Source organism: Dyadobacter sp. SRI_021, assembly GCF_057586235.1.
In genome coordinates, this window is record NZ_JBYCZM010000007.1 from 254,595 (window position 1) to 280,413 (window position 25,819).

Here is a 25,819-nt window from a genome sequence, read left to right on the forward strand (position 1 = left end):
CTAATGCAATGAAACATATACTGACGACCGCCTTTTTGCTTATTTCTTTGATGACATTCGCCCAGGAACGCCTGCCGCAAGTGCCCAAGGGAGCGTGGAAATCCCAGGAGCCGACAGGCAGTGCTTCGACGCTCATTGTGGCTGATAATTACCTGGTTATCGCCTCTTACAGCATTGGAAACAAATATTTTGAAAGGACCGAGGGAGGCCCGTTCACTATGAATGGGGACAAAATGATTTACACGCCCGAGTTCAATTCGGCGGATACGGCCAAAATCGGCATTCCCATTGAGTTCACGGTCACCGTGAAGGACGATATCCTGACATTACGTTACGAAGAGGCGATGGTCTGGATGCGTGTCGACGACGCTACCAGTAATGCGCCCATGGCTGGCGCCTGGCATATTACGGAACGTGACAATGGGCAGGGTACGCTGGTTAAAATACATCAGGAGGGAACGCGGAAAACGCTTAAACTGCTTTCAAAAACCCGCTTTCAGTGGTTTGCAATCGATCCTGCGGTTAAGAAGTTTTATGCAACCGGTGGCGGTACCTATACAGCCAAGGACGGCAAATACACCGAAAACATTCAGTTCTTTTCCAAAGACAACAATCGTGTAGGTTCTTCACTGAAATTTGATTTCAGGCTCGACAATGGTCGTTGGGACCATAGCGGAAAGAGCAGCGATGGCAAGCCGATTCACGAGATCTGGGAAAAGATCCCTTGATATTTATTCGATCACCTCGGCGTCTTTCAGAATGTAGTTGAGGTGATCGACATCATTCGCATTGAGTGCCAGTTTGCCACGCAGTGTCAGCACCTCGTCGGTGCGGAAACGTTGTTTCTTCCTTCTGAACTGCAATTCAATGATAGATTCCGGGCCTGCACCGCCACAGAAGAAGCAGGCGGCCATCGGTTTCGCAGAAATCACGTAAATGTTATCGTGTTCGTCCACAGGAATCATATACCCACGGATGCTGATTTCCTTGCCCTGCAATGCATTCACCGAGGGCCCGAAAGTAGGGTAGAGGAAATACATGCTCAGCTCCTTATTCAGTTTGCGGGTGAACCGTACGTCCGTCAGGCGCTTCCAGTTAATATAGATGGGCTCCGCAGCGAATGCAAATGTAAAGAGCGGAACGAGCAGGATTGCAAGTTTCTTCATTTTCGCGGGTTGTTCAGTGCGGTGATGGCGTGCTGCAATTCTAAAATCGCTTCTTTCGATTGCCGCTGGTAATCCAGCATCGACGCGTCGGTCATTGATGGTGCCGTTTTATGCTCGTGTGCGCCATGCGCGTGATCATGTGCATGAGTGAAGCCAGGCACTTCGATCACATTTTCTTCCCAAACTTCGATCAGGTCTTTCAAACTGTCGATCCGAGATTTTTCCAAATCGTCCTTTGCCAACGGTGCGAGGCTGTCAAGTTTTTGTTCAAGGTGTTCCGAAATTTTCATGGCTTCAAGATGCAAACGGTTGGCTTCGATGAGCTTGCGGCTTTTTTCGTTTCCCGACGAGCAGGAAAGGGTCGTAAGGACTACTAGGAACAGGAAGACTGGATAAACGAGATTCATTTCGGATGGAACTTCATTAAATGCAACAATGTTGCAAAAATGAATCAAATACTTTTAACACGCAATAGTCGCGTCCATTTTCTTCCGTTATGCGAAGCTTTTATTCCTTGTCATTCAGTTTGATAATTACCCTCTTACATATAGGTTGCTGCCTGCTGCCGTTGCTCTCGTTGGCGTCTTTACCGTTTTTCGCTGCTGGTTTTTGGGGCAGGCACAATTTGCTATTTATCATTTTGCAATGGACGATGTTCCTCTGGCTGAGCGGCCGGTTAGTCGGTTTTTACTTTTGGAAAAAGAACTTTCATAGTCGAAGGGAGGCCATATCGTATGTGATTGGATGGCTTATCGCATTATCCGGACTGGTTATCAACCGGTGGGAGCCTTTCAAAACCGAAGAACAAGTTTTGGCTGAGCAGCATTTTGAGCGTTTCAAATCTCACAGGCAGCTTCGCGTGGATTTAACGGGTACATATAATAAAGACAAACTGCTCACGGACTTACGCCAGATCGAAGGCGTTCGCAAGGAAAGCATTGGCCTGGATAAGCACGCGGTAACGCTTTCGTATCATAAGGGAAAGGTGTCGGACAAAGAGATCTTTGAAGTATTGAAGCGCAAAGGATATTTGAAGTGACCGCTTATGTGCACAGGAGTTATTTAGATTTATTCAAAATAATTTGTGGCAAACATTTGAATCATTCTAAATAGGTAATATATTTGCCTCAGTTTTAACGGCAATGTGAATGAGCGCTTTTACAATTAGTGATTACAATGTGGGATCGGAGCAGGAGTGTTTCTGGATGAAAAGCTTCGAAGACAACACCGAATGCGTGTTTAAGAAGTGTTGCGAGAAATACAAGAAGAAGGGCAAGCATTGTAAAAAGTGCCCCAAGAAGTAACTTCGTCGTTACGCTTTATGACTAGTAATACAGTTCATGGTGAATAATTGTAAGAGAGGGAGTGCCGCCTGAGCATTCCCTTTTCTATGCTTGAGACAGTTTAGATTTTTCGTTTCAGTTCGAAATTTTGTCCCAGATAAACACGCCGTACCACCTCATCTTCTGCCAGTTCCTCAGCGGTTCCTTGTTTCAATATCTTTCCTTCAAATAGCAAATACGCCCGGTCGGTAATCGATAGGGTTTCGTTCACGTTGTGGTCTGTGATGAGAATACCGATATTCTTATGTTTGAGCTTGGCGACGATGCTTTGAATGTCCTCCACGGCAATAGGGTCAACACCGGCAAACGGCTCATCGAGCAGAATGAACTTGGGATCCACGGCGAGTGACCTTGCAATTTCAGTCCGGCGACGCTCCCCACCCGATAGTACCATCCCTTTGCTCTTGCGTACGTGCCCGAGGTGGAATTCTTCGATCAGCTCCTCCACCTTCCGTTTCTGATCGGCTTTCGGAAGATCGGTCATTTCCAGAACGGCTTTAATGTTCTCTTCGACAGTCAGTGTCCTGAAAACGGATGCTTCCTGCGCGAGGTACCCGAGCCCGAGTCGCGCGCGCTTGTACATGGGCAGGTCGGTAATGTCCTTGTCGTCGAGGTATACTTTTCCGCTGTTAGGTTTTACCAAACCAACGGCCATATAAAAAGAAGTAGTTTTACCAGCGCCATTCGGCCCGAGCAACCCTACGATTTCGCCCTGCTCAACCTGGTAGCTTACATTATTATTGACAAGACGAACCCCGTATTTCTTCACGAGGTTTTCGGTTCTTAGTATCATCGTTCGTTTAAGTTCTTCCTCAATGCAGCTTAATGTCTTTCAACGAAAGCTGTAAGGTTTTCTTGTCGCGGAAATTGTTCTCTTCGAGGCAATAGCAGATCGAGAACGGCCTTCCGTTGACAATATCAGGATAAAAATGCCCCATTCCGAAGCCCACGGCCGTGAAAACCGCCGAGTTGTTTTGTTTTACGTCAAATTTGATGTGTTTTTCCTTCATCAACATCGGCCGTCCGACGAGCGTCATATTCCGTGATTCGAAAACCGGCGTCATGTTCCCCGGCCCGAATGGCCCCATTTGACGAAGTATGTTGTAAAATTTCGGAGTAATGGTTTCCAGTTCGAGCAGCATATCGACATTGATCATCGGCACGAGCTGGTCAGGCTGAATGCGGCTGCTTACAATTTCGTTGAAACGTAATCTGAATGCTTCTACATTATCGAGCGGTAATGTGAGACCGGCGGCAAAAGTGTGCCCACCGTATTGTTCCAAAAGATCGGCGCATTCTTCGATCGCTTCGTACACGTCGAAACCCGGCACCGAGCGTGCAGAGCCGGCGGCTTTTCCGTGCGATTGCGTGAGGATAATGGTAGGACGGTGGTATTTTTCGATGCACCGACTGGCCACGATCCCGATCACGCCTTTGTGCCAGTCTTCCTTATATAATACGGTACTTTTCGCATTCGAAAACCATTCGTCGTTTTCGATCATGAAAAGCGCCTGCTCGGTAATGCTCGAATCGAAATTGCGACGTTCGCTATTATGTTTGTTGATTTCTTCGGCGAATGCGATGGCTTCCTCCTCGACTTCGGAGAGCAAAAGTCTTACCGCCTCTTTCGCGTGCTTGATGCGCCCGGCAGCATTAATGCGCGGCCCGAGCCCGAAAACGACGTTCGTAATATCCAGCGCGCCACTGATGCCCGAGATTTGAATCAATGCCTTGATCCCTGTTCTCGGTTGGGTATTGAGCCGTTGCAGCCCATAATATGCCAGAACACGGTTCTCTCCGGTAATCGGAACAATATCGGAAGCGATGCTGACGACGAGCAGATCGAGGTAATCATACAGCATTTCAGGATCGAGCCCCTGTCTGATACAAAATGCCTGCAGAAGTTTGAAACCAACGCCGCAGCCGGTCAGCTCTTTATATGGATACAAACAATCCTCCCGCTTGGGATCCAGCACAGCGGCTGCTGGTGGAAGTTCGTCGCCGGGGCGGTGGTGGTCACATATAATGAAGTCGATGCCTTTTTCCAGAGCCACGGTTACCTTGTCGGCGGACTTAACACCGCAGTCGAGAGTTACTATTAATGTATAGCCATTAGCTTCGGCCCAATCGACGCCTTGCCACGAGACGCCATAGCCCTCCTCGTAACGGTCGGGAATATAATAGTCGAGATTGGGGTAAATCCTTTTAAGAAAACCGTAGAACATGGCCACCGAAGTAGTACCATCTACATCGTAATCTCCGTAAACCAGTATTTTCTCATTGGAATCGATCGCTTTGATCAAACGCTCTACTGCTTTCTCCATGTCGGCCATTTGGAACGGATCGTGCAAATGCCGGATCTCGGGACGGAAAAAATCGCGGGATTGGTCGAAGTCAAGAATACCGCGCTGAACCAAAAGTGTTGCCAGTGAGGGGCTTACTTTCAAAGATTCGGCGAGTCTCTGTGCAACCTGTTCTTGTTCAGAGGTAAAGGGAGGGTGATGTATCCAGCGCTTTTCAATCATGGGGCAAAGATAATCGGAATCCGGAATGCTTGCTGGCAAAATGTGCAATCGGGTGATCGATCGGGAAAAGCTAACCGAAAGGTCTTATCTTTGCAAACTATTAACATATTTTAAGCCATGCCACGTCTCCTGGCGATTGATTACGGTGCCAAACGCAGCGGAATAGCCGTAACCGACCCTTTGAAAATTATCGCCACCGCGCTCGATACGGTCCCTACGCATCAGCTCACCGATTTTCTCAAAAAATACACATCGGCGGAGCAGGTAGAGGCATTTGTGGTCGGGATGCCCAAAAGGCTCGATAATACCGACAGCGAAAATGCCGCGAGGGTTACGGCTTTTGTAAAGACATTACAAAAAGCATTTCCTGAAATCCCGGTGTATTTGCACGACGAGCGATTTACATCCTCTATGGCGTTACAATCGATGATCGCTTCGGGCTCTAAAAAGAGCGACCGGCGCGATAAAGGCAATATCGACAAAGTAAGCGCGACAATCATTCTCCAGTCGTTCATGGAAAGCCGGAGGTAGAATTTGTAAGTAGTACATATTATATAGGTAGCAAAAGTTTAATAAGCATGATTTATCCAATAGTTGCATACGGTGACCCCATCCTGAGAAAGCCAACCCGTTTTATCGAAAAAGATGAGATGGATTTGAAAAAACTTTCGGAGGACATGTTCGAAACCATGCACGGCGCGAACGGCGTGGGTCTGGCTGCCCCGCAGATTGGTCTGAACATCCGCCTTTTCGTGGTAGACGGTACCCCGTTCGCCGAAAGAGATGAGGAAGACGAAGACGACGAGCCGGATTTGTCGTTGGCTGATTTCAAGAAAGCTTTCATTAATCCCGAAATCCTTGAAGAAACCGGCGAAGAATGGGCGTTTGAAGAAGGCTGTCTAAGCATTCCGGGAATCCGCGGCGACGTGTACCGTCCTGAGACACTCCGTATCCGCTATCGCGATCTGGATTGGAACGAGCATGAAGAGACCTATTCGGGCATGGCAGCGCGCATTATACAGCACGAGTACGACCATTTGCTCGGTAAACTGTTCGTGGATTACCTGCCCACGCTCAAAAAGCAGTTCATCAAGAAGAAACTGACCGACATCTCTAAAGGAAACGTAGATGCGGATTACCGTATGCGTTTCCCAGGCCGCAGATAGATTTAACCCATATAATATTCGGTCATGCAGGAAAATAAGGAAATCCTTTCCATTGCGTTGGTCCAGGCCGATCTGCATTGGGAAAACGTGACTGCCAACCTTGCCTCCTTCGAAGAGAAGCTAGCCGCATTGCCGGAGCCCGCCGATGTGATCGTGCTCCCGGAAATGTTTAACACTGGTTTCACGATGAATACCGCGCTCGCAGAGCCGATGAACTTAACCACCACCCGCTGGATGAAGCAAATCGCCAAACAGCACAATGCATTGGTGGTGGGAAGTTTTGCAGTAAATGAAGGGGGACGTTTTTTTAACCGCCTCCTCTGCGTACGTCCGGACGGCACTTATGCACAAAGCGATAAGCGACACCTTTTCACAATGGGAGAGGAGAGTAAGCATTATGCCGCTGGAAATGTGCGGCTTACAGTGGAATGGAGAGGTTGGAAATTATGCCCGCTCGTGTGCTATGACCTGCGGTTTCCGGTTTGGAGCCGTAACCGGCAACGCGATCCTTACGACATCCTATTATATGTAGCCAACTGGCCCGTACGCCGCGCGCATGCATGGAGCACGCTTTTGCAAGCACGGGCGATCGAAAATCAATGTTATGTGATAGGTGTCAATCGGGTCGGGGCAGACGAGAACGGGTTGGAATACCGGGGAGATTCTGCGGCGCTTGATTATCTGGGCGAACCGATGGCTCTCCTGGCAGGCCATGAGACTGAAAAGATCGTCCATATTTCGAAGGCCGACCTGGCCGTTTACCGGAAGAGTTTCCCCGCGTTGCCGGACGCCGACGAATTCGAAATCCATTGTTGAGGTATAGGACATTGTGTCCTATACTTACTCAATCACTTTGGGCACCATTATATAGGTACTATTTTTCGACGGTGCGTTGAAGAGCGCTTCCTCGCGTGTGAGCGTATTGGCGCCTTTATCTTCTCGCCAGTTATTTTCTTCGTCGAGCACGTGCGTCAAAGGCTCCACTCCCTGCGTATTGATTTCATTGAGCTGGTCCATCCAGGTAAGAACCGAATCCATACTCTGTAGGAGAGCCGCTTCTTCCCCGGGCCTGATCTCCAATCGGGCGAGGTGCGCGATCTTTTTGAGCGACTCCTGATCGATCTTCATGTATTTTAAGAATTTGTTAAGTTAACGGACACGCTATCTGCGGAAAGCCAAAATTACCGGATTTTTGTCATTCCGCTAGTAGTAAGCTCGGGGAAATTGAGTGACAAGCGGTTGCGTAGCCGAAAAAAAACGATGCGCGGGGTGGATTGATTTAGTCAAATTTCGGGACCCAGCGGAAAATCCCGGCCACCGAAATTTAAAATTGTTGTCAAGACACATAGTAGGAGAAAAATAATATTTGCTTTTCTAAGGTAATCTTGAAATATTTTGAAACGCAAATCTCCTCACTAAAAAACATGTTGTTACATATGAACGCAAAGAGTGCAATTATATGAAGGTTCAGGGGTGGCCGTTATATCCTTACAGATCAGCATTAAAACTAGAAAATTTACTAAAAATAGAAGGGAGGGGATTCTTTAAATTATGCAATTCGGAGTCGTTTCGGAGAAAAAACTGAGAAAAAATCTGCCGAAACGCTTGCTTTTTTTTAAAAGGAAAACTCATACTTTTGTAGATGTCGTTTATCCGAAAAGCATTCAAAATTTTATTTTACGAAAACCAGTTTAAACCAAAAGTTTTATTTAATTCACAACCAAAATCTCAATTTAACCTTTAAAAGTAAGTCTGATGGAAAAGAAAGCTACAAGTCCGGCACCAGCTCCAAAGCCTGCTGCGGCAGCAACTAAAGGCAAAGGCGGTTTGAACCCGGCATTGGTAATCCCTCTCCTTTTTGCGATTGCATTGTGTGTTTACATTTTCGTTCTGGGTGCTCCGGAACACTTTAAAGATGGTGATCACGAAAAAGGGCCAATCGATGGTGATTACTACGGAATCGTTTACAAAGGAGGTCCTATCGTACCTATCTTGATGACGTGTTTCCTTGTTGTGTTGACCTTCACAATCGAGCGTCTGATCACTTTGAGCAAAGCTAGCGGAACTGGCAGCATCGATTCATTCGTGCGTAAAGTGAGAAGCCTGCTTGACAAAAACCAAATCGAAGAGGCTATCAAAGAGTGCGACAAACAAAAAGGATCTGTTGGTAATGTAATCAAAGCAGGTCTGTTGAAATACAAGCAGTTGACTACTGAAACTGCGCTCGACAAAGAGCAAAAACTGGCAGCTCTTCAGAAAGAAATCGAAGAGGCTACTACACTTGAACTTCCAATGCTTCAGAAGAACCTTACCATCATCGCTACACTGGCGGGTGCTTCTACTCTCTTGGCGCTTTTGGGAACGGTAATCGGTATGATCAAGGCGTTCGCGGCTTTGGGTACATCAGGTTCTCCTGACTCCGCTGCTCTTGCAACTGGTATCTCTGAGGCCCTTATCAATACCGCTCTTGGTATCGGTACTTCGGCTATCGCAACAATCTCTTACGCTTACCTGAACAGCCGTGTTGACGATCTTACTTACAGCATCGACGAAATTGGCATGAGCCTTCAGTCGAACTTTGCTGCACATTATTAATAGTTCTCTGAACTATTTTATAGTGAAGTTTCGTTAATATAAAAAAAACTTATATATTTGTATGGGAAAGGTAAGGCCTAAGAAACATGCGCCGCATACTGATATGACGGCCATGACGGATGTTGCCTTCTTGCTCTTGACGTTCTTCATTATGACGGCGACTTTTAAGTCGAACGATGCGGAGATTACAACGCCTACATCGATTTCGCAGATCAAAGTGCCAGATGATAAGATCATGGTCATTAGCATTGATAAAACAGGGAAAGTGTTCTTTGGTGTTGACGCTCAGCCCACTCGTGTTGCGATGCTGGACAATATCGGACAAGCCAAAGGCATTACTTTTACTGACACTGAGAAGGCAAAGTTTGCACTGCAGTCGAGCTTTGGTTTTCCTTTGAATCAGTTGAAGCCCTGGTTGAACATGCCAAAAGAGCAAATGAGCCAGGTGAAGCAGCCAGGGATCCCGGTTGACTCCACGGGTGCCAGCGAATTGGCAGACTGGGTTTATGCTGCGCGTAAAGCGGATAGTCAGCTACGCATCGCATTGAAAGGCGACAACCTGTCGAAATTCCCTGCGTTCAAAGACGTATTGGCTAACCTGCAATCGCAGAATATTAACAAGTTCAACCTGATCACAGGTAGCGAACAAGCACCGGCCGGTTATACAAACGAATAATGTTATCATTTAATAATTAGAAGAAATGGCAGCAATTGAAGAATCCGGTGGTGGTGGGCACGGTAAAGGTGGTGGCAAGGTTCGCGGTAAGAAAATGTCCACCCGTGTGGACATGACCCCGATGGTGGACCTAGGATTTTTGCTTATTACCTTTTTCATGCTGGCGACAACAATGTCCAAACCGACATCCATGTCGCTCGCTGTGCCTGACAAAACCGAAGATCAGGAAAAGCCGACAGAACCTTTGAAAGCGTCGAAAGTATTAACCCTCTTCATGGGTGCAAATGACGACGTTTATTATCTGGATGGTATCGCTGCGGATGACGATAAAGCACCTACTGAATTGAAGACAACCCGCTACGGGTTTGATCTCAGAAGCGTGATCTTTGCGTCTCAGAAGCGTATCAATGCGGCCAATCCAAAGGATAAAGACGGTAATGAAGCGTTTGTCGTGGTAATCAAGCCAACAGATGTGTCTACTTATAAAAACATGGTGGACGTTCTGGACGAAATGGCGATTACAAAAACCAAGCGCTATGCACTTGTGGACGCTTTGACCGATGCGGAGAAGAAGCTCCTGGGTGACAAAATCAAACCAAAAAACTAGTTTTAAACAAAATTAATCACAGCGCCATGGCAGAGATAAGCCCGAATGCAACACTGGATGACATAGTGTTTGCGGATCGTAATAAGGCGTACGGAGCTTTTGAACTTCGTCAGGGATATCGTAAAGATGTGACGAAGGCCACTATAATCGGAGCTGCTCTTTTTGTTCTTGCCATGTTTACACCGTCAATCATTAACAGCTTGACGGCAGGTAAGGAAGAAGAAGCGCCGATGGTTGAAGTGGACTTGATGAAGATCCCACCGCCACCAATTGACCCGGCAGAACCACCACCGCCGCCACCGCCACCAGTGGAAGCACCAAAGGTGAATACGGTGAAGTTCTTGCCTCCTGAGGTTAAGAAGGATGAAGAGGTTCCCGAAGAGGTACCACCACCAACAGTGGAAGAAATCAAAGAAGCTGTTGTTGCGGATAAAACCGTAGAAGGTGATCCTAACGCGAATGAAATCATTGTTGCTCCCGAAGCTGTTGCAGCACCTAGCAAAGGAACGGTAGTAGAGGCAGCCCCTGAGCCTGAAAAGGTGTTTACAGTGGTTGAGCAACAACCTGAGTTCCCGGGAGGTACCGCAGAAATGTATAAGTACCTAGGAAAGAATATCAAGTACCCAAGTGCGGCATCCCGTGCTAACGTTTCCGGAAGGGTTTTCATGTCCTTCGTTGTTAACACTGACGGAAGTATTCAGGATGTTCAGGTTTTGAAAGGATTGGGTTTTGGTTGCGATGAAGAGGCGATCCGCGTAGTGAAAGCTATGCCGAAATGGAAGCCCGGAAAGCAGTCAGGACGTGCAGTTCGTGTAAAGTATAACCTGCCGATCAACTTCCAATTGGAGTAAGGCATGAGGGAGAAACCATTGCACGAAAAGCTCGGTGATCTGGCCTCTTCGGTAATGGCTCTGGCATACGTAGGAGGAGGGGTCTTTTTGATCCTCTCCTCCTTCTCATTTAGACTGCTGCCGATCGGCAGCGTATGGAGGTATGCTTTTGCTGGCACGCTTATTTTGTACGGAGCTTACCGGGGGTACAGAGTGTTTAGAAATAACCAGGACGACGAGTCATGAAGAAGAGATTGGCAGGACTGCTGCTGTTGGTGACGCTCGGTATTGCAGGATTACTCAGATGTACCTCGTCCAACAGCGACCTGGACAACCCACGGCAAGGTACGATCACGATCGCGGCGGATGAATCCTTTAAACCGCTGATCAATTCGCTGACGAGTGCTTATGAGGGAATCTACCCCGATGCGCACTTCAAGCTGGACTATAAACCGGAGCAGGAAGCGATCCGCCAGTTATTGAATGATAGCGCAAGGCTGGTTTTTGCGACACGGCAGCTGAATGACAAAGAGCTGGAAATTATCCGGAAGCAAAAAGGCAGCCAGAAATTTCAGCACATAGCAACCGATGGGTTGGCCCTGGTGATCGGAAAGAGTAATACGGATAGTCTTATCACCATTCCGGAGCTTAAAGCGATCATGGAAGGTAAACTAACCGATTGGTCGCAGATCAAAGGTGGGCAAGAGGGATTGATCACACTGGTCTTTGACAATGCCAATGCGAGCAATCTGAATTTTGTCCTTAACAAATTTGGCATTAAGGATATCCAAAAGCTGAGGATTATCTCGGCGGGATCAAACGAGAATGTAATCAAAGACGTCAGGGATAACCCTACACATCTCGGTTTTATAGGGGTGAACTGGATCAGTGACGGGCATTCGCTGGCTTCGGAAGAACTATCGAAAGGAATCCGGGTGATGGGGGTTGCAAAAGATGCTCAACCAGATTCCCTCTCGGACTACATTCAGCCGTTTCAGGCGGGACTGGAGTTCAAGCGTTATCCGCTGCACAGGGATTTATATATTATCAGCAGGGAAGGATACTCGGGCCTCGGTGGCGGGCTGATGACTTACATAGCCCGGGACGTAGGTGGGTTGATTATTCAGAAAATGGGTCTGCTGCCAACCGTAGTTTACCCGCGTGAACTGGAAGTAAAGAAAGAGTTATAGTGAATGTAAACAATTAGTAGATTTGGGGCTTGTTATTGAAAAACCAAGTTTTTTATCATTATTTTAACCGGGTAAAAAATGAACAGAAACATGAGATTGAAATTAGTAGCATTGGTATTTGGTTTATTAGCGTTTGTTAACTTACACGCACAGACGGTACAGGATGGCTTGGCATTAATCGTTGGTGAACGTTACAATGAGGCGGGCGCTTTACTTAAAAAACTTGCCGAAGGAAGCCCTTCTGCTGATAACCAATATTACCTTGGTTATTACTATATCAAAACCAACCAATTGGATGAGGCGCAGAAAGCGTTTGAAAAAGGCTTATCGCTGGACGAAAAGTCTTACCTGAACCAGGTAGGTCTTGGAACGGTTGCTTTGGCGAAAGGCGATCGTGCAAAAGCGAAAGAGCTTTTCGATACTGCTGAGAAGAAGAAAGGCAAAGACGCCGAGGTTCTTTATAGAATAGGTGAGGCTTATACCCTTTTCGAGAAAAACAACGACCCTGCTGAGGCCATCCGCTTACTGGATCTGGCGATCAAACGTGACAAAAATCTGGCTGACGCTTACATCGCCAAAGGTGACGCTTTGATGTTGCGCAACGAAGGTGGTAATGCGGTAACAGCGTACGAATATGCGTTGACGGCAAAACCAAACTATGCAGCCGCACACAATGCAATTGGCTCTGTCTACTTGCGTGGTAAGAACTACAACCTCGCTTTGGAAAATTACAAGAAGGCAATCGAAGCTGACGCAAACTTCGCTCCTGCTTATAAAGACCTTGCGGAACTTTATTTCTTTGCTCAGAAATATAAGCAAGCTGCTGAAAACTTCGACTTGTATCTGCAAAAAAGCGGAAGTACTGACCCAGAGATGAAACTCCGTGGTGCGCAGTTCGCTTTTACTGCTGATGATTACACGAAGTCGCTTCAATTCCTGGAAGAGGCGAAAGGAAAGATCAACAACCCGATCATCAAACGCATGTATGGATGGGCTTATTTCAAGACTAACAAGCCGGACGAAGCTATCCAAAACCTGGAAGAATTTATCAAAGGCTCTCCGGACAAGGTAATCGGTGATGACTACAAATACCTCGGACGTGCGCTCAATGCCAAATCGACAGATGGCAAGGGCTATGACTCGCTGGGTATGGAGTATATCAAAAAAGGTGCGGAGATGGATACTAGTAAAGCGGAGGCTGCTGCTGCTTACAAGGAGGTAGCTGGATTGTATTACGCCGCTAAGGATTTTCCTAAGGCTGCCGCTGCTTACGAAAAGGGAAATGACCTGGACACAGCCAAAGCAAGCGCGAACGATTATTACTATGAAGGTCTTGCCAACTTCCAGACTGCACAGGGTATCATCGTTCCAAAATCCGGCGACCCTAACTTCGCTGACAGCTTGAAAATTGCAACTGAGAAACGTAACTTGTATCTGAAAGCAGATTCAATTTTCGCAACTGTAACGCAGAAATTGCCAGATTGGCCATACGGCTACTACTGGCGTGCTAGTACGCTTTATAATGCGTACGACAGACAAGAGAATGTTGACAAAGGGATCTCGCAGCCATACTACCTGAAATTGACTGAATTGGCAGAGAAAGATCCGGATCCAAGTAAATACAAGTCTTATTTGAGATTGGCTTACGGATACCTTGCATTCCATGCACAATCGACGTTGAAAGACGAAGCAAAAGCGAAGGAGTACTGGGAGAAGCTGCTTAAAGTTGATCCGGACAATGCCGCTGCAAAAGAGGCCTTGGGATTGGCTGTTGCTCAACCTGCACAACCTGCCGCCGGAACTGCTGCAAAGCCGGCTCCAAAGAAGAAATAAGTCAGACAGGCTATAAGCAAGAAAGCCGCCCGGATTCGGGCGGCTTTCTCATTTTATAAGCTCTCGATTATTTAATGATTGTTATCGCTAATTAGACGGAGTAAGTCGCTCAAAACAAGTGTTCAACACTGGCAGGTGGACAGTCGCATAGTGGTCGTAACACCACTGTCTAAGCCTCTTAATTTCAGCGGGCATTAACATACGTATCGCTTTTCGGAGTTCTTTTTCAAATAATTTGCGGTCGAAGCTGACTTTTTGAAGAATAATTTTAATGTATTCAAGCATCGAGGCCATAGTATTATGTAGTTTTGTGGTTTAGGGACAACGATAAAACAAAGAGAAACCCTTAAAACGCTTCGTTTTCAGCAATTCCAATAAAGATAACGAAAAACTGAAATGAAATTATATGCGTTATTAAATATTTTTTTGTGTTTTTTTAGTATTGCCCGGGCGCAAGCACCCGAAAATGCTGCGACAATCGAGTACGGATCGAAGAACCTCACACTGGATCAGCCATTTCTGATATCGGTAGTGTTACGGGATGTGGAGACAAGGCCATCGGTTGTTTTCCCTGAAATCAAGGACCTGGAGAAACGAAGCAAGTCCGCCACGAGTTCGATCAGTACAGTGGATGGCAGAAAGGTAGTTATCCAGACTATCACTCAGGAATATTATGCGACGAAGGGGGGAAACTACCTCATTCCGGAGTTTACACTAACAGTCAATAATGTTAAGTTGCGCTCTGAGGAGATGATGGTCGTATTCGCGAAATCGGGGGAAGAAGCCGCAAATGCGGTACCAGCCGAAAATGTGGATGTAAGTGAGGTTGACGACCACAGCCAGTCGGTGTTTTTGTCCGTTCAGACTGATAAAAAACAGGTCTATATCCGACAAGGTTTTGCGGTCCGGATATCTCTGTATATCGCGGAAAATGCCCCGGTGGAAATGGAGTTTTACCGGTTCAATGAACAATTACAGGCTATTTTAAAGGCTGTAAGACCTGTAAATTGCTGGGAGGAGAACGTAGGTGTCGAGGAAATCATCAAACGGAGGGTAACAATCCGAGGCAGGAAATTTGCCGAATACAATATGTACCAGGCCCGTTTCTTTCCCATTACCGCCGAAGATATTAAGCTACCTGCTGTGAAGCTGGATATGCTGGTTACCGAAAGTGGGAGGGCGGTGAATGTTGAGAAGAAGCTGGTGAAAGGGTTCTATTCGAGGCCGGTAACAGTGGTAGTGAGACAGCTTCCCGATCACCCGTTACGTGACCAGCTGGCAGTTGGGCAGTATAGTTTGAAAGAAAGATTGTCCAGCGACCTTGTGTATCCTGGCGAAAGCGTCAGATATATGTTCAAGGTAGAAGGGGTGGGCAATATTACAGCCATTCCGGCACCGGTAATCCAGGCGAGTTCGTCGTTTGATATTTATCCGCCTGAGGTCAGCCAGATAACGAAGCGCAGCTATCAGAGCGTAGCAGGCGAAAAGACATTCAGCTATTTTGTCGTTCCGCGAAAGGATGGCGAATTTCCATTGGGTAGGTATTTTTACTGGATCTATTTTAATGTTGAAAAGGAGAAATACGATACGTTGCGCTCGGCGGCGTCGCTGGAAGTGAGGGGAGAAGATTACAAATTAACTAACTTGGCGCTTTCCGGATCGTCGGGGTTGTACGATAACCTGGAAAACCTCGATAGCAGTCAGGAGACAATTGATTATAAAAGGATTTTGAAAGATTTAACCAACATCATCATTGTATTGTTGTTGGTGACAATGATTTGGGTATTTAGAAAGTAAGTTAATGGGCAGTACATACGGCAAGATATTTAAAATAGCCACTTTTGGCGAATCGCACGGAGTAGGGATCGGAGTTGTGATCGAGGGATGCCCGGCGGGTGTGACATTTGATTCCGATTTCATTCAAAGTGAGCTGACCCGCAGAAAGCCGGGACAGTCGAGAATTACGACGCAGCGCAAAGAGGCCGATGAGTTCGAAGTGCTGTCCGGCGTATTCGAAGGAAAAACGACCGGTACGCCCATCGCTATGGTGATCCGGAATGAAGACCAGCGGAGCAAGGATTACTCGCATATAGCGGCACAATTCAGGCCTTCTCATGCAGATTATACTTATCAGGTCAAATACGGCGTTCGCGACTATCGCGGAGGCGGGCGAAGTTCCGCGCGTGAGACAGCCGCACGCGTAGCCGCAGGTGCGCTCGCGAAGCTGATGCTGGCGGAGCTGGGTGTGAGCATTCAGGCTTATGTATCACAAGTAGGCACTATGAAGCTGCAAAAAAGCTACCAGGAGCTGGATCTTTCCGAAACAGAAAATAATGCAGTTCGCTGTCCGGACCCGGCCATGGCCCAGCAGATGTTCGATTATATTGACGATATCCGCAAGCAGGGTGATTCGATCGGTGGAGTTGTTAACTGTGTTGTAAAAGGAACGCCGGCCGGTTGGGGAGAGCCTGTTTTTGATAAACTTCACGCCGAACTGGGTAAAGCAATGCTGAGTATCAATGCTGTAAAAGGCTTTGAATACGGCAGCGGCTTCGATGGCGTACTGCTACCCGGTTCGCAGCATAATGATGCGTTCTATACCGACGAAAATGGCAACGTACACACGCGCACCAACCATTCGGGTGGTATTCAGGGTGGTATTTCAAATGGGGAGGATATTTACTTCCGCACGGCTTTTAAACCAGTAGCTACGATCATGCAGGACCAGGAGAGCGTCGATCAGTTCGGTAACATCGCGATAGTGCAGGGGAAAGGGCGTCATGACCCGTGCGTGGTACCGCGCGCTGTTCCTATCGTGGAAGCGATGACGGCATTGGTATTGGCTGATTTCTATCTGAGAAACAGATCAGCGAAGTTGTAATCAGGCTTTGTGGCGTTTGCGGCGCTGGTTGAGGTGAAGTACCAGCCAAATTGTTCCGACGAATTCGATCGCAAGCCCGCTCAAAATGACCGGATCGCTGAATTGCGTTTTGGAAGAGTTTAAAAACGAACCGGTTGCCAGCACGATCATACCGGCAAGAAGGATAAGTACAGCGTTTTTCAGGCTAAGCTTCACTGACTACATATTTCGTTCCACAATAAGTATCGTCAAGAATTCCTTTACCGAATATAGGTATTCGTTCCGAGAAATACTATTAAAACGCAAAATGGCCCGCTAAGGGCCATTTTGCGTTAGTAGTCTTCGATTAGATCACCTGAGTTTTACCGGGGATCGCCACTGGATAAAGCCCGTCCGGTCCCGGGAGTACTTTTGGAGACGCATCCCATGCAAGTTTGTCAGGGAACAGGTTGATATCCGAGTTCAACGCTTCTTCCCATTTGATCTGCTTACCTGAATACGTAGCCATACGGCCCATGATTGCCGTCATGGTACTTTTTGCTCCGTTTTCAGCATCAGCGAACTTGTATTCGCCTTTTGCGATGGCCGCGAAAAGCTCGTCGTGCTCTACCTGGTATGGGTTTCTGTAATTTGAGTTGTCGTGGTGGTAAATCACGCCTCCTTTGTAGTCTTTCAGGACTGTTTTCTTATCGTCGAAGCTGTCGATACGCCCCTTAGTACCAACGAAAGCCTCGTCAACGCGGTTCCAGGTTCCTTCAAACTGGCGGCATTGGCTGGAAATCACAGTCCCATCCGCGTAAACCAAGTCGAGCGTGTGGTGGTCGTAAATTTCACCATAAGCCTTGCCCGTACGCACCTGACGTCCGCCTGAGCCCTGGATGGTTACAGGATAACCTTGTTTAACCCAGTTAGCCACGTCGATATTGTGAACGTGCTGCTCCGAAATATGGTCGCCGCAAAGCCAGTTGAAGTAATACCAGTTTCTCATCTGATATTCCATTTCAGTCTGGTTAGGCTGGCGCTCCTTCATCCACGGGCTGCTTCCTACCCAGTACACCTGGCCACCTACGATATCGCCCAGCGCACCGTCGTGAATGCGTTTAATCGCCTCACGGTAGTTTGCCTGATAGTGGCGTTGGAGACCCACTACCACGTTCAGTTTTTTCTTTTTAGCTTCTTCCGCCAGTTCAAGCACTTTGCGGATGCCCGGTGCATCGGTTGCAACCGGTTTTTCCATGAAAATGTGCTTGTTGTTCTTCACCGCCTCTTCGAAATGTGACGGACGGAAGCCCGGAGGTGTCGCCAGAATCACCACATCCACATCTTTCAATGCGATGGCCTTTTTGAATGCATCAAAACCTACAAATTTCCGGTCTTCGGGTACATCCACTTTCACTTTGGTGTCAACCGGCTTTCCTGAGGCGTCTTTATATTTTTTAGCAGTCAGGTTTTTGTAAGCATCGTCAAGACGGTCCTTGAAAGCGTCTGCCATAGCCACGATCTGTACGTTCTGCGTAGTGCTCAATGCCTGTGCGGCCGCGCCGGTTCCACGTCCGCCGCAACCGATAAGGGCCACTTTGATCGTATCACCTACCGCGCTGTTGTAGCCGTAGCTCCCCAGCGGGCTCAGGATAGCGCCGCCCGCGATGAGGCCCGATGCTTTCAAAAAATTGCGTCTGTTCTGTTCCATTTCGAGTTTAAGAGTTTAAATATGATCAGTAGTCTTCAATCAACTTAGGGCTGTAATACGCTTTGATTTCCTCAGGAGAAGGCGTTTTGAGCGGTCTTACAATACGGAAACCCACAAATGACGCACTGGTCATCCACCATTCCGATTTTGGCAATTGCGGGTCAAGGATTTTCCATTCAGGCTTGGAAGCTACGCGGGCTGCGCTGCGGAGGTCGGCCGCCTCGTCGTCCCATGACCCCCCGCGGACGGACGTGGGATAAAGCTCGGTAACCGGTGCAAATGCTTCGCCTTTGGGTTGTTTAGCATAGTAATCAGGAATGTACTGGTCCAGTGTCCATTCCATCACATTGCCGTGCATATCGTGCAACCCCCATGCATTCGGTTTTTTTGTTCCTACTTTTTTGTAAGCAGCATCGCTGTTTTTGCGATACCATGCATATTCATCGATTTTTGACTCGTCACCGAAGGAATACGGTGTGGTGGAACCCGCGCGGCAGGCATATTCCCACTCCGCTTCCGTTGGAAGGCGATAGAAAACACCAGTCTTTTCGTACAACCATTTGCAGAAATAGATCGCCGCATATTGGGTCATATTGATCGCCGGATAACCCGAGCGCCCCATTCCGAAGGACATATCTACATAGGGAGGGGAAGGGCGGGTACTTGCGTCGGTTTTCTGGACGCTCTTGTCAGGATCCGGGTGGCGTGCGCCCATCTCCTTTTCCATATTCTTGAAAGCGTACAAATCGTAAATGTCCCAGGTCACTTCGGTTTTGCCCATCCAGAAAGGCTCGATTTTCACCTTGTGCTGGGGACCTTCGTCGGCTCTGCGGCCTTTCTCATTCGCCGGGCTGCCCATCATGAACTCACCGCCTGGTATCGCGACCATGTCGTACACCTGAGGGCTACCTCCGATTTTTTGCGTATAACTCTTGAAATTACTGTCCTGCGCTACTGCTTTAAAACAAAGAAAAACGGTTAAGATTAGGTAAAGGGATTGTTTAGACATGATAATGAATGTGTTCAATGGAACCATCTAACTGAATATAAGTGGCAATATTAGCCTATTTACCCTATGAAAGCGAATTTTTTCTTCGTTGTTTAATATCTGTCCTAACTTTGCATATACAGAATTTCACATTTGATCATGAATTATCTTTCGGCGGAAAATATCGCAAAGTCATTCGGCGACCGGTGGCTTTTCAGGAATATCAGTTTTGGGATCAGTAAGGGCGATAAGGTAGCGTTGATCGGGACGAACGGGACCGGAAAAACCACATTTCTGAATATCCTCACAGGCAAAATCCCCGCCGATGAAGGCGAAGTAAGTATTCGCAAGGATATCCGCGTGGGCTATCTTGACCAAAGCCCGGCATTTGATGAGTCTTTGCCGGTGCTCGAAGTGATATTTTCTTCGAATAATCCCGTGGCGCAAGTTGTGAAGCGCTACGAGCATGCCATCGAAAGCGACAACCACGACGAGCTCGCACAGGTGATGGAGGATATGGATAAGTTCAATGCCTGGGATTTTGAGTATAAAACGAAGGAAATCCTCGGCCGCCTCGGCATTCATCATACCGACAATACCTACGGAACGCTCTCGGGCGGCCAGCGCAAACGTGTAGCATTGGCAAAAGTGTTGCTCGAAGATCCCGATCTGCTCATTCTCGACGAACCTACCAACCACCTCGACCTCGATACCGTCGAATGGCTGGAAGAATACCTGAATACTTCGAATACTACATTATTGGTAGTAACGCACGACCGTTACTTCCTCGACACCGTCTGCAACCAGATGCTCGAACTCGATCATGGTTCAGCTTACACTTATAAAGGAAACTACTCCTACTTTCTCGAAAAGAAGGCCGAACGTGAAGAACTCGAAGCTGCAACCATCGACAAGGCGCGTAACCTGATGCGCAAAGAGCTCGAATGGATCAGGAGGCAACCGAAAGCGCGCGGTACCAAAGCGAAATACCGCATTGATGCATTCGAAGACCTGAAAGAAAAAGCCAGCCAGAAGAAGTTCGATGTACAAATGGAACTCAATGTGCGCACGTCGCGCCTGGGCAGCAAGATTATCGAGTTGGAAAACATCAGCAAGGGCTTTGGTGATCGCCAGTTGATCAAAAACTTCGAATATACCTTCCGCCGCGGTGACCGCATTGGTGTGGTGGGCAAAAATGGAATGGGTAAATCGACACTGCTGAATATGATCACCGGCGAGCTGCAACCGGACAAGGGGAAGATCAGCACAGGAGAAACAGTTCAGTTTGGCTATTACAAGCAAACTGACCTCGTATTTAATGAAAACCAGCGCGTGATCGACATCGTAAAAGATGTGGCGGAAGTAGTGCAACTGGGAACCGGGGAAACGGTGACCGTCGGCGTACTCTTACAAGCATTCCTGTTCTCACCTTCCAAGCAATACGACTTTATCTCCAAACTAAGCGGAGGAGAAAGGCGGCGTTTGCAGCTTCTATTGATTCTGATCAAGCAGCCGAACTTCCTGATCCTTGATGAGCCTACGAATGATCTCGATATCGACAGTTTGAATGTGCTCGAAGAGTTCCTGCTCAATTTCCCGGGCTGTCTGATGATCGTCTCTCACGACCGTTATTTTCTCGACAGGCTCGTGCAACATATTTTTGTGTTTGAAGGGGATGGTAAGATCAGTGATTTTCCAGGAAACTACACTGAGTTGCGGGATTATCAGGACGAACAGGAGGCTGAAAAGAAGCTGGCAGCCACCAATGCGCCAAAACCTGCGGCACCTGCGGTAGCAGTTCCGAAAGAACCGGTGGCCACGCCCGCTGCTGCAAAACGGAAGCTGAGTTATAAGGAGCAAAAGGAAATGGAGCAATTGGAAGCGGATATTGCCAAAATGGAATCGACCAAAGCGGAACTGGTAGAAAACCTGAATAAAGGCGGCTCCCACGAGGACCTGGCTAAATGGTCAAAACAGATAGAGGAAATCAATGACAGTCAGGCTGAGAAGGAAATGCGCTGGCTGGAACTGTCGGAAAATGCTTAATTTTAAAAAATCAACAAACAGGCAGCTGTGCGTCGGAGCCGGTCACAGTTAGCCGCCGGTAGTTTGCTGCCGGCAGCCCAACTCAGATTATAGCTTATGGATTCAATTGTCGAGTTTTTCCAGTACATCGTTAATTCGGAGGAAATCATCCGTACTGGCGGGCTCCTGGTGATTACTTTTATTGTATTTGCTGAAAACGGGTTGTTTTTCGCGTTCTTCCTGCCGGGCGACTACCTCGTTTTCCTTGCAGGAGTTTTTTGCGGCACTGGTATTCTCGACGTGCCGATCCTCATTTTGCTGATCAGCATGCTGACGGCCGCGATATTAGGCTCGCTGGTCGGATATGTATTTGGAAAGTATTTCGGTGATATTTTCAAAAACCGGCCGGATTCGTTCTTTTTCAAGAAAAAGCACATCGAAACTACACATAATTATTTCGAAAAATACGGAAGCCGTACACTGATTATCAGCCGGTTTTTACCTATCGTGCGTACATTCGCGCCTATTCTCGCGGGACTGGTGAAAATGTCTTTCCCTTCTTTTCTGATCAATAATGTAGTGGGTGGAGCAATCTGGATCTTTACATTAACCGGCGGCGGGTATCTTTTCGGTGAAAAATTCCCATGGATCGTGGATTATGTGCAGTACATCATTCTCTTCTTCCTGGCGATTACGACATTCACGGTAATCAAGGGTTATTTGAATGCCCGGAAAGGGATGGCCGAATAGTAGATCAGGCATGGATTGGTAATGCTTTCCCGGGTTTCAAGGCTTTCTGTTTCGGCAGAGCCGATTTTCCTTTGAACAATACCATTACGACAAGCGATATATCCAGTTGCAAGCTGATCGCGAGTTTTTGCAGTATCTGAATATCGAGCTTTCGCTTGTTGTTTTCGATCCTGTTGACGACCGATGCGGAGACGTTCAAACTAATTCCCAGCGCTTCCTGGGAAAGCCCTGCCCATTCTCTCAACTTCCTGAAATTACTTCCAAAATCTGTCATAGTGTGCTTCGTTATGAGTGGCTTGACAAATTTAGCGGCTTTTTGAAATTGCCAAACAGCCCGCGCTCTTTCCCCTCAATTATGTGCGGAAACCGCAAGTGCCCCTGCACTTTCCGCAACAGCATCCGGCAAGTAATTCAGTTGTTTTGTGAGGTAGTTTCACATAACGCAAAATAGATGGGTAATTCATCAACAAACTTTAACCAAGAATGCCTCAAAAGGGGCTCTTTCCTCTTGATGCGCTATCATTTTCTCACACTTTAACCATTTAATGTCATGAAAAAACCAAGTATCAATCCCTTCCGTTTCTTATTCATTGTATCCCTTTTCGCTGTAACATCTATTATTCTTTCCGCTTGTAGTAAGTACAATGATAAAGTCACCCCAACCTCCGCCGCAAAGACACCAGCAATGGAGAATGACGCATATGCAAAGTTGTCGCAAGCTAATTTCGGATCGCTGGACTGTTCAACTTTGAATGAAAATGCCCTGAATACGAAGTATCGGAATAAGACGATAGCCAAATACGGGGCGGCGACGGGTCCATGGTATGACGGTTTAGTTGCCGCATACAAATCCAATCCCAATGCCTATTCGTTTAATCCGGCTTATGCAAAAATTTACAACTACAAGTCTCAGATTACTTCTGCAATCCAGAAGGGGGCTAAGGACCTCGCGTTAAGCTATTGCACTGACAACACACCCGGTTGCAACGCGCAGATATTCTGGAGTTCTTATCTCAAAGACGCTATTGATGTTTATCTCAATCCAATCAAAACTGCAGTAGCGAACGATGGAACACTTACGTCGCTTGAAAAAGGCGTATTGAATGCGGTAATACAAGCTTACTACGACAATTTCGACGAAGCGACGAATTACTATGCAACGGATGGTAAATCATGCTTTCCTGATCCGTCATGGTACGGTTACGACAGCTATCAGGCCGATTTTTGGGGAGGTATGGGGAAGGTGATCAGGAAGATCATCAACATTGCAGCGACGATTGTCACTGAGATTGTGAACAATGCGGTCTATGGCGCAGTTTTGGGATTAATTGTAGGAGTTCCCTTTGCTGGTGTTGGGACACTGGCGGCAGGGGCTGGCGGTGCAGTTATTGGTGGTTTCGCTGGACTTGTTGTGGGGATCAACAGATGTATAAAGGGTGATTACGTTTGTCTGGTTTCATGCATTTGATGAAGAAAAATCTGTTCGAGTTTCAAATCTCGGATCCCGGAAAGAAAATAATCAAACTGAATGGCTACCTGGTTTTGTTTTTCCTGGCGTTGGCACCTTCAATGATTATGGCGCAGAAGCCTTACTTTCTGATTCAATCCGTTGAAACAAAATATACCACCAAAGTCAAAAAGGGCCAGTTTATACAATGCATCCAAAAGAATTCCTTCGGGCAGGAGGAATTCTTATTTGGAGAAGTGGTGACCATCCGCCACGATGGGATCGTTCTTCGTGCTAACCCATTCATTCCCGGAACCGGCGGCTTCGCTTCTTATGAGGATATTGTCAATATTGATAAGATCAAACTAATCAAAAGAGCTATGCTGCCTTCATTGTTATGCGGTTTCGTTCTTGGGAAGTTGTCGTTAGCTTTTCAGCTTTCGAAGCCAGCTACGGGACCGCTGGTAAGTATCAGTACATATCTGGTAATGTACCGTTCCGTAAAACGCAAAAGAAAGTCGCTTTTCAAAAACCGGGTGCCAGAGGTGGTGATTTTGATCCCGCCGGGTGTGGATGTCCAGAATGATCGTTATTTTGAGCCTTCGTCCTCCTTAAACCAGCCCGAATAAATCAGATAATTATTCGCCGTCCGATCAATAGCCGCGTTTAGCTCCGGTGAAACGTCTTTCAGGTATTTGGCGGGGTTGCCGGCGTAGATGGTGCCGGGAGGGACTTTTGTTCCTTGGGTAACAATGGCTCCGGCGGCGATGATGGCTCCCTCGCCAATAACGGCTCCGTCCATGACGATAGCCCCCATTCCTATCAAGACATGGTCTTCGATGGTACAACCGTGTACAATAGCGTTGTGCGCAATGGAAACATAATTCCCGATCGTAGTTGCGAAGCGCTGGTAAGTACAGTGGATCACGGCGCCATCCTGGACATTGGAATGGTGCCCGATACGAATACTGTTTACGTCGCCGCGGATCACCGCATTGAACCACACAGTGCAATTTTCGCCCATCACCACGTCGCCCACAATGGTAGCGTTTTCTGCAAACCAGCAACTCTCATGGTAGGTAGGATGATGTCCACGGACCGGTTTTATTAATGCCATGATCTTATTTTTATTATATTTTGGGCAATATCCGTTTTTCAGTGCGAAAAATAAATATATTTCGTTGTTGAATTAACAATTTGCCAGGTTATGCCGTCAGCCGCGAAAGTTTCAAAAGGAAGCTTGCTCATCGCCAAGCCGTTTTTGGGCGATCCCAATTTTGAAAGGGGGGTTATCCTCATGTGCGAACATAATGAGCAGGGAAGTTTCGGTTTTGTGCTCAACCAAACCACGGACTTGTTCCTGGGAGATGTGCTCGACGAGACCATTTATCAGGACATCACACTTCACCTGGGCGGCCCCGTCGAAAAAAACACATTGCATTTCATCCACCGCCGCCCTGACCTCGTTACCGGAGGGACGGAAATTATGAAGAACGTTTACTGGGGCGGTGATTTCGAAAATGTCAAAACGTTGCTCAACCTGAATACATTGAAACAGGAGGATGTCATGTTCTTCATCGGGTACTCGGGATGGAGCGGCGGGCAGCTCGATGAAGAGATCAAGCAGGATTCCTGGATCATTTCCAGTACCACGTCCGATTTCCTGTTCTCGACGCCGGCAGGAAATTTCTGGCGCGAAATCCTCCGCACTATGGGCGGCGAATACCGTTCCATCGCACATTACCCCATCGACCCGCGCCTTAACTGACTCCGTTAGTTAGGCTGGTTTAAACCTCTCACCGATTCGTAGTCCGATTTGATCCGCGCAACTTCGTGGGTGAGGAAATGCTGTAATTCCTCATTGAAAATCTTTTTCTCGTCATCAGGCAGCGACGCGTACAAATCTTTCAGCTCCTGATTGATCGCCGCTCTCTCCTGGTCCGATCCCGCATTCATCGACCGGATGTGGAACCGTTTGAAATCGTATTTAGGCATAAATGATTAGAGTAAGGTACAAAAATACCGAAAACCGCTTAGCTGCCGAAATCAACCTTCATTCATCCATGACATACATTTATCCAAAATCCGGTTGGCTGCTGAACGTGAAAGAGTTTGCATATGTTTGTCG

Annotated in this window: 32 protein-coding genes; 20 read left to right on the forward strand and 12 right to left on the reverse strand. The window is 47.3% G+C overall.

From position 1 onward, the window contains the following. The first annotated feature begins 8 nt into the window (after positions 1 to 8). Positions 9 to 728 (forward strand): DUF4488 domain-containing protein, encoded by a 720-nt coding sequence (locus AC2YIT_RS22525; protein WP_487280667.1) that lies wholly within the window; start codon positions 9 to 11, stop codon positions 726 to 728. Between the two features lie 3 nt (positions 729 to 731). Here AC2YIT_RS22525 and AC2YIT_RS22530 read toward each other — a convergent pair whose 3' ends face one another. Both AC2YIT_RS22530 and AC2YIT_RS22535 read right to left on the reverse strand, forming a co-directional pair. Further along, positions 732 to 1,166, reverse strand: coding sequence for a DUF3299 domain-containing protein (locus AC2YIT_RS22530; RefSeq protein WP_487280668.1), 435 nt, complete (start codon positions 1,164 to 1,166; stop codon positions 732 to 734). Continuing rightward, the gene (locus tag AC2YIT_RS22535; RefSeq protein ID WP_487280669.1) at positions 1,163 to 1,573 is read right to left on the reverse strand and encodes a hypothetical protein; all 411 of its coding nucleotides are present in this window, start codon (positions 1,571 to 1,573) and stop codon (positions 1,163 to 1,165) included. Before AC2YIT_RS22535 ends, AC2YIT_RS22530 begins: the two co-directional genes overlap by 4 nt. A 218-nt stretch (positions 1,574 to 1,791) precedes the next feature. On the opposite strand from AC2YIT_RS22535, the gene AC2YIT_RS22540 reads away from it, so the two are divergent. Both AC2YIT_RS22540 and AC2YIT_RS22545 read left to right on the forward strand, forming a co-directional pair. After that, positions 1,792 to 2,205 carry a heavy-metal-associated domain-containing protein gene (locus AC2YIT_RS22540; RefSeq protein WP_487280670.1) on the forward strand — a complete coding sequence of 138 codons (414 nt, stop codon included), beginning with the start codon at positions 1,792 to 1,794 and terminating at the stop codon, positions 2,203 to 2,205. 109 nt (positions 2,206 to 2,314) lie between these two features. After that, complete coding sequence (locus tag AC2YIT_RS22545) at positions 2,315 to 2,470, forward strand: hypothetical protein (protein WP_430843885.1); 156 nt, start codon at positions 2,315 to 2,317, stop codon at positions 2,468 to 2,470. Positions 2,471 to 2,570: 100 nt separating this feature from the next. Here the strand turns inward: AC2YIT_RS22545 and lptB are convergent, their stop codons facing one another. Together lptB and recJ are read right to left on the reverse strand one after the other, a co-directional pair. Continuing rightward, on the reverse strand, positions 2,571 to 3,302 hold the full coding sequence (lptB, locus tag AC2YIT_RS22550; protein ID WP_106594039.1) for an LPS export ABC transporter ATP-binding protein: 732 nt from the start codon (positions 3,300 to 3,302) through the stop codon (positions 2,571 to 2,573). Between the two features lie 19 nt (positions 3,303 to 3,321). Next, positions 3,322 to 5,034 carry a single-stranded-DNA-specific exonuclease RecJ gene (recJ, locus tag AC2YIT_RS22555; protein WP_487280671.1) on the reverse strand — a complete coding sequence of 571 codons (1,713 nt, stop codon included), beginning with the start codon at positions 5,032 to 5,034 and terminating at the stop codon, positions 3,322 to 3,324. Positions 5,035 to 5,151: 117 nt separating this feature from the next. Between recJ and ruvX the strand changes: the two genes are divergently transcribed. Genes ruvX through AC2YIT_RS22570 form a run of 3 tightly spaced genes read left to right on the forward strand, consistent with a single transcriptional unit; the run spans position 5,152 to position 7,016 of the window. Then, a complete protein-coding gene (ruvX, locus tag AC2YIT_RS22560) occupies positions 5,152 to 5,565 on the forward strand; it encodes a Holliday junction resolvase RuvX (protein WP_430843889.1) in 414 nt (137 codons plus the stop codon). A 47-nt stretch (positions 5,566 to 5,612) separates the two neighbouring features. After that, complete coding sequence (def, locus tag AC2YIT_RS22565; RefSeq protein WP_487280672.1) at positions 5,613 to 6,200, forward strand: peptide deformylase; 588 nt, start codon at positions 5,613 to 5,615, stop codon at positions 6,198 to 6,200. A 24-nt stretch (positions 6,201 to 6,224) separates the two neighbouring features. After that, on the forward strand, positions 6,225 to 7,016 hold the full coding sequence (locus AC2YIT_RS22570; RefSeq protein ID WP_487280673.1) for an amidohydrolase: 792 nt from the start codon (positions 6,225 to 6,227) through the stop codon (positions 7,014 to 7,016). A 24-nt stretch (positions 7,017 to 7,040) separates the two neighbouring features. On the opposite strand, the gene gatC is transcribed toward AC2YIT_RS22570, so the two are convergent. Beyond that, entirely contained in the window at positions 7,041 to 7,328 is a 288-nt protein-coding gene (gene gatC, locus AC2YIT_RS22575; protein WP_090156047.1) for an Asp-tRNA(Asn)/Glu-tRNA(Gln) amidotransferase subunit GatC, read from the reverse strand. Between the two features lie 627 nt (positions 7,329 to 7,955). Here gatC and AC2YIT_RS22580 point away from each other — a divergent pair. The 7 genes from AC2YIT_RS22580 (at position 7,956) to AC2YIT_RS22610 (ending at position 13,931) form a co-directional block, all read left to right on the forward strand. Next, positions 7,956 to 8,795: a MotA/TolQ/ExbB proton channel family protein gene (locus AC2YIT_RS22580; protein ID WP_106594043.1), complete on the forward strand. Its 840-nt coding sequence runs from the start codon at positions 7,956 to 7,958 to the stop codon at positions 8,793 to 8,795. A 61-nt stretch (positions 8,796 to 8,856) separates the two neighbouring features. Then, a complete protein-coding gene (locus AC2YIT_RS22585) occupies positions 8,857 to 9,471 on the forward strand; it encodes an ExbD/TolR family protein (protein WP_430843893.1) in 615 nt (204 codons plus the stop codon). Positions 9,472 to 9,496: 25 nt separating this feature from the next. Further along, positions 9,497 to 10,078: an ExbD/TolR family protein gene (locus tag AC2YIT_RS22590; protein WP_430843894.1), complete on the forward strand. Its 582-nt coding sequence runs from the start codon at positions 9,497 to 9,499 to the stop codon at positions 10,076 to 10,078. A gap of 26 nt (positions 10,079 to 10,104) precedes the next feature. Further along, positions 10,105 to 10,929, forward strand: a complete 825-nt coding sequence (locus tag AC2YIT_RS22595; RefSeq protein ID WP_106594046.1) for an energy transducer TonB — start codon at positions 10,105 to 10,107, stop codon at positions 10,927 to 10,929. 3 nt (positions 10,930 to 10,932) lie between these two features. Next, on the forward strand, positions 10,933 to 11,154 hold the full coding sequence (locus tag AC2YIT_RS22600; protein WP_106594047.1) for a hypothetical protein: 222 nt from the start codon (positions 10,933 to 10,935) through the stop codon (positions 11,152 to 11,154). Beyond that, the gene (locus AC2YIT_RS22605) at positions 11,151 to 12,098 is read left to right on the forward strand and encodes a substrate-binding domain-containing protein (RefSeq protein WP_430843896.1); all 948 of its coding nucleotides are present in this window, start codon (positions 11,151 to 11,153) and stop codon (positions 12,096 to 12,098) included. Before AC2YIT_RS22600 ends, AC2YIT_RS22605 begins: the two co-directional genes overlap by 4 nt. Before the next feature lie 90 nt (positions 12,099 to 12,188). Further along, on the forward strand, positions 12,189 to 13,931 hold the full coding sequence (locus AC2YIT_RS22610; RefSeq protein WP_487280674.1) for a tetratricopeptide repeat protein: 1,743 nt from the start codon (positions 12,189 to 12,191) through the stop codon (positions 13,929 to 13,931). An 87-nt stretch (positions 13,932 to 14,018) separates the two neighbouring features. On the opposite strand, the gene AC2YIT_RS22615 is transcribed toward AC2YIT_RS22610, so the two are convergent. Continuing rightward, positions 14,019 to 14,225, reverse strand: coding sequence for a hypothetical protein (locus AC2YIT_RS22615; protein WP_430843899.1), 207 nt, complete (start codon positions 14,223 to 14,225; stop codon positions 14,019 to 14,021). Positions 14,226 to 14,357: 132 nt separating this feature from the next. Here AC2YIT_RS22615 and AC2YIT_RS22620 point away from each other — a divergent pair, with 132 nt between their 5' ends. Both AC2YIT_RS22620 and aroC read left to right on the forward strand, forming a co-directional pair. Continuing rightward, entirely contained in the window at positions 14,358 to 15,728 is a 1,371-nt protein-coding gene (locus tag AC2YIT_RS22620) for a BatD family protein (RefSeq protein WP_487280675.1), read from the forward strand. 4 nt (positions 15,729 to 15,732) lie between these two features. Then, the gene (gene aroC / locus AC2YIT_RS22625) at positions 15,733 to 16,812 is read left to right on the forward strand and encodes a chorismate synthase (RefSeq protein ID WP_487280676.1); all 1,080 of its coding nucleotides are present in this window, start codon (positions 15,733 to 15,735) and stop codon (positions 16,810 to 16,812) included. On the opposite strand, the gene AC2YIT_RS22630 is transcribed toward aroC, so the two are convergent. The 3 genes from AC2YIT_RS22630 to AC2YIT_RS22640 form a co-directional block, all read right to left on the reverse strand. Further along, positions 16,813 to 17,007 carry a hypothetical protein gene (locus tag AC2YIT_RS22630; RefSeq protein WP_430843904.1) on the reverse strand — a complete coding sequence of 65 codons (195 nt, stop codon included), beginning with the start codon at positions 17,005 to 17,007 and terminating at the stop codon, positions 16,813 to 16,815. Between the two features lie 130 nt (positions 17,008 to 17,137). Continuing rightward, entirely contained in the window at positions 17,138 to 18,481 is a 1,344-nt protein-coding gene (locus tag AC2YIT_RS22635; protein WP_430843906.1) for a Gfo/Idh/MocA family protein, read from the reverse strand. A 25-nt stretch (positions 18,482 to 18,506) separates the two neighbouring features. Next, positions 18,507 to 19,517, reverse strand: coding sequence for a formylglycine-generating enzyme family protein (locus AC2YIT_RS22640; RefSeq protein WP_430843907.1), 1,011 nt, complete (start codon positions 19,515 to 19,517; stop codon positions 18,507 to 18,509). 111 nt (positions 19,518 to 19,628) lie between these two features. Here AC2YIT_RS22640 and AC2YIT_RS22645 point away from each other — a divergent pair, with 111 nt between their 5' ends. Together AC2YIT_RS22645 and AC2YIT_RS22650 are read left to right on the forward strand one after the other, a co-directional pair. Beyond that, the gene (locus tag AC2YIT_RS22645) at positions 19,629 to 21,515 is read left to right on the forward strand and encodes an ABC-F family ATP-binding cassette domain-containing protein (protein WP_487280677.1); all 1,887 of its coding nucleotides are present in this window, start codon (positions 19,629 to 19,631) and stop codon (positions 21,513 to 21,515) included. 96 nt (positions 21,516 to 21,611) lie between these two features. Then, positions 21,612 to 22,244: a DedA family protein gene (locus AC2YIT_RS22650; protein WP_430843910.1), complete on the forward strand. Its 633-nt coding sequence runs from the start codon at positions 21,612 to 21,614 to the stop codon at positions 22,242 to 22,244. Between the two features lie 4 nt (positions 22,245 to 22,248). Here AC2YIT_RS22650 and AC2YIT_RS22655 read toward each other — a convergent pair whose 3' ends face one another. Continuing rightward, positions 22,249 to 22,518, reverse strand: coding sequence for a helix-turn-helix domain-containing protein (locus AC2YIT_RS22655; RefSeq protein ID WP_430843911.1), 270 nt, complete (start codon positions 22,516 to 22,518; stop codon positions 22,249 to 22,251). Between the two features lie 276 nt (positions 22,519 to 22,794). Here AC2YIT_RS22655 and AC2YIT_RS22660 point away from each other — a divergent pair, with 276 nt between their 5' ends. Both AC2YIT_RS22660 and AC2YIT_RS22665 read left to right on the forward strand, forming a co-directional pair. After that, positions 22,795 to 23,712, forward strand: a complete 918-nt coding sequence (locus tag AC2YIT_RS22660; RefSeq protein ID WP_430843912.1) for a hypothetical protein — start codon at positions 22,795 to 22,797, stop codon at positions 23,710 to 23,712. Next, entirely contained in the window at positions 23,712 to 24,320 is a 609-nt protein-coding gene (locus AC2YIT_RS22665) for a hypothetical protein (RefSeq protein ID WP_430843914.1), read from the forward strand. Before AC2YIT_RS22660 ends, AC2YIT_RS22665 begins: the two co-directional genes overlap by 1 nt. Here the strand turns inward: AC2YIT_RS22665 and AC2YIT_RS22670 are convergent. Then, positions 24,281 to 24,808, reverse strand: a complete 528-nt coding sequence (locus AC2YIT_RS22670; RefSeq protein ID WP_430843915.1) for a gamma carbonic anhydrase family protein — start codon at positions 24,806 to 24,808, stop codon at positions 24,281 to 24,283. The genes AC2YIT_RS22665 and AC2YIT_RS22670 overlap by 40 nt on opposite strands. Positions 24,809 to 24,898: 90 nt before the next feature. Between AC2YIT_RS22670 and AC2YIT_RS22675 the strand changes: the two genes are divergently transcribed. After that, positions 24,899 to 25,459 carry a YqgE/AlgH family protein gene (locus AC2YIT_RS22675; protein ID WP_430843917.1) on the forward strand — a complete coding sequence of 187 codons (561 nt, stop codon included), beginning with the start codon at positions 24,899 to 24,901 and terminating at the stop codon, positions 25,457 to 25,459. Positions 25,460 to 25,464: 5 nt separating this feature from the next. On the opposite strand, the gene AC2YIT_RS22680 is transcribed toward AC2YIT_RS22675, so the two are convergent. Then, positions 25,465 to 25,686, reverse strand: coding sequence for a hypothetical protein (locus AC2YIT_RS22680; protein WP_223401493.1), 222 nt, complete (start codon positions 25,684 to 25,686; stop codon positions 25,465 to 25,467). Between the last annotated feature and the right edge of the window lie 133 nt (positions 25,687 to 25,819).

Bases quoted from the DNA above. Each gene is read 5' to 3' on its own strand.
- AC2YIT_RS22525 (WP_487280667.1), top strand. From the start codon at position 9: ATGAAACATATACTGACGACCGCCTTTTTGCTTATTTCTTTGATGACA.
- AC2YIT_RS22530 (WP_487280668.1), bottom strand. From the start codon at position 1,166: ATGAAGAAACTTGCAATCCTGCTCGTTCCGCTCTTTACATTTGCATTC.
- AC2YIT_RS22535 (WP_487280669.1), bottom strand. From the start codon at position 1,573: ATGAATCTCGTTTATCCAGTCTTCCTGTTCCTAGTAGTCCTTACGACC.
- AC2YIT_RS22545 (WP_430843885.1), top strand. From the start codon at position 2,315: ATGAGCGCTTTTACAATTAGTGATTACAATGTGGGATCGGAGCAGGAG.
- lptB (WP_106594039.1), bottom strand. From the start codon at position 3,302: ATGATACTAAGAACCGAAAACCTCGTGAAGAAATACGGGGTTCGTCTT.
- recJ (WP_487280671.1), bottom strand. From the start codon at position 5,034: ATGATTGAAAAGCGCTGGATACATCACCCTCCCTTTACCTCTGAACAA.
- ruvX (WP_430843889.1), top strand. From the start codon at position 5,152: ATGCCACGTCTCCTGGCGATTGATTACGGTGCCAAACGCAGCGGAATA.
- def (WP_487280672.1), top strand. From the start codon at position 5,613: ATGATTTATCCAATAGTTGCATACGGTGACCCCATCCTGAGAAAGCCA.
- AC2YIT_RS22570 (WP_487280673.1), top strand. From the start codon at position 6,225: ATGCAGGAAAATAAGGAAATCCTTTCCATTGCGTTGGTCCAGGCCGAT.
- gatC (WP_090156047.1), bottom strand. From the start codon at position 7,328: ATGAAGATCGATCAGGAGTCGCTCAAAAAGATCGCGCACCTCGCCCGA.
- AC2YIT_RS22580 (WP_106594043.1), top strand. From the start codon at position 7,956: ATGGAAAAGAAAGCTACAAGTCCGGCACCAGCTCCAAAGCCTGCTGCG.
- AC2YIT_RS22585 (WP_430843893.1), top strand. From the start codon at position 8,857: ATGGGAAAGGTAAGGCCTAAGAAACATGCGCCGCATACTGATATGACG.
- AC2YIT_RS22590 (WP_430843894.1), top strand. From the start codon at position 9,497: ATGGCAGCAATTGAAGAATCCGGTGGTGGTGGGCACGGTAAAGGTGGT.
- AC2YIT_RS22595 (WP_106594046.1), top strand. From the start codon at position 10,105: ATGGCAGAGATAAGCCCGAATGCAACACTGGATGACATAGTGTTTGCG.
- AC2YIT_RS22600 (WP_106594047.1), top strand. From the start codon at position 10,933: ATGAGGGAGAAACCATTGCACGAAAAGCTCGGTGATCTGGCCTCTTCG.
- AC2YIT_RS22605 (WP_430843896.1), top strand. From the start codon at position 11,151: ATGAAGAAGAGATTGGCAGGACTGCTGCTGTTGGTGACGCTCGGTATT.
- AC2YIT_RS22610 (WP_487280674.1), top strand. From the start codon at position 12,189: ATGAGATTGAAATTAGTAGCATTGGTATTTGGTTTATTAGCGTTTGTT.
- AC2YIT_RS22615 (WP_430843899.1), bottom strand. From the start codon at position 14,225: ATGGCCTCGATGCTTGAATACATTAAAATTATTCTTCAAAAAGTCAGC.
- aroC (WP_487280676.1), top strand. From the start codon at position 15,733: ATGGGCAGTACATACGGCAAGATATTTAAAATAGCCACTTTTGGCGAA.
- AC2YIT_RS22635 (WP_430843906.1), bottom strand. From the start codon at position 18,481: ATGGAACAGAACAGACGCAATTTTTTGAAAGCATCGGGCCTCATCGCG.
- AC2YIT_RS22640 (WP_430843907.1), bottom strand. From the start codon at position 19,517: ATGGTTCCATTGAACACATTCATTATCATGTCTAAACAATCCCTTTAC.
- AC2YIT_RS22645 (WP_487280677.1), top strand. From the start codon at position 19,629: ATGAATTATCTTTCGGCGGAAAATATCGCAAAGTCATTCGGCGACCGG.
- AC2YIT_RS22650 (WP_430843910.1), top strand. From the start codon at position 21,612: ATGGATTCAATTGTCGAGTTTTTCCAGTACATCGTTAATTCGGAGGAA.
- AC2YIT_RS22655 (WP_430843911.1), bottom strand. From the start codon at position 22,518: ATGACAGATTTTGGAAGTAATTTCAGGAAGTTGAGAGAATGGGCAGGG.
- AC2YIT_RS22660 (WP_430843912.1), top strand. From the start codon at position 22,795: ATGAAAAAACCAAGTATCAATCCCTTCCGTTTCTTATTCATTGTATCC.
- AC2YIT_RS22665 (WP_430843914.1), top strand. From the start codon at position 23,712: ATGAAGAAAAATCTGTTCGAGTTTCAAATCTCGGATCCCGGAAAGAAA.
- AC2YIT_RS22670 (WP_430843915.1), bottom strand. From the start codon at position 24,808: ATGGCATTAATAAAACCGGTCCGTGGACATCATCCTACCTACCATGAG.
- AC2YIT_RS22675 (WP_430843917.1), top strand. From the start codon at position 24,899: ATGCCGTCAGCCGCGAAAGTTTCAAAAGGAAGCTTGCTCATCGCCAAG.
- AC2YIT_RS22680 (WP_223401493.1), bottom strand. From the start codon at position 25,686: ATGCCTAAATACGATTTCAAACGGTTCCACATCCGGTCGATGAATGCG.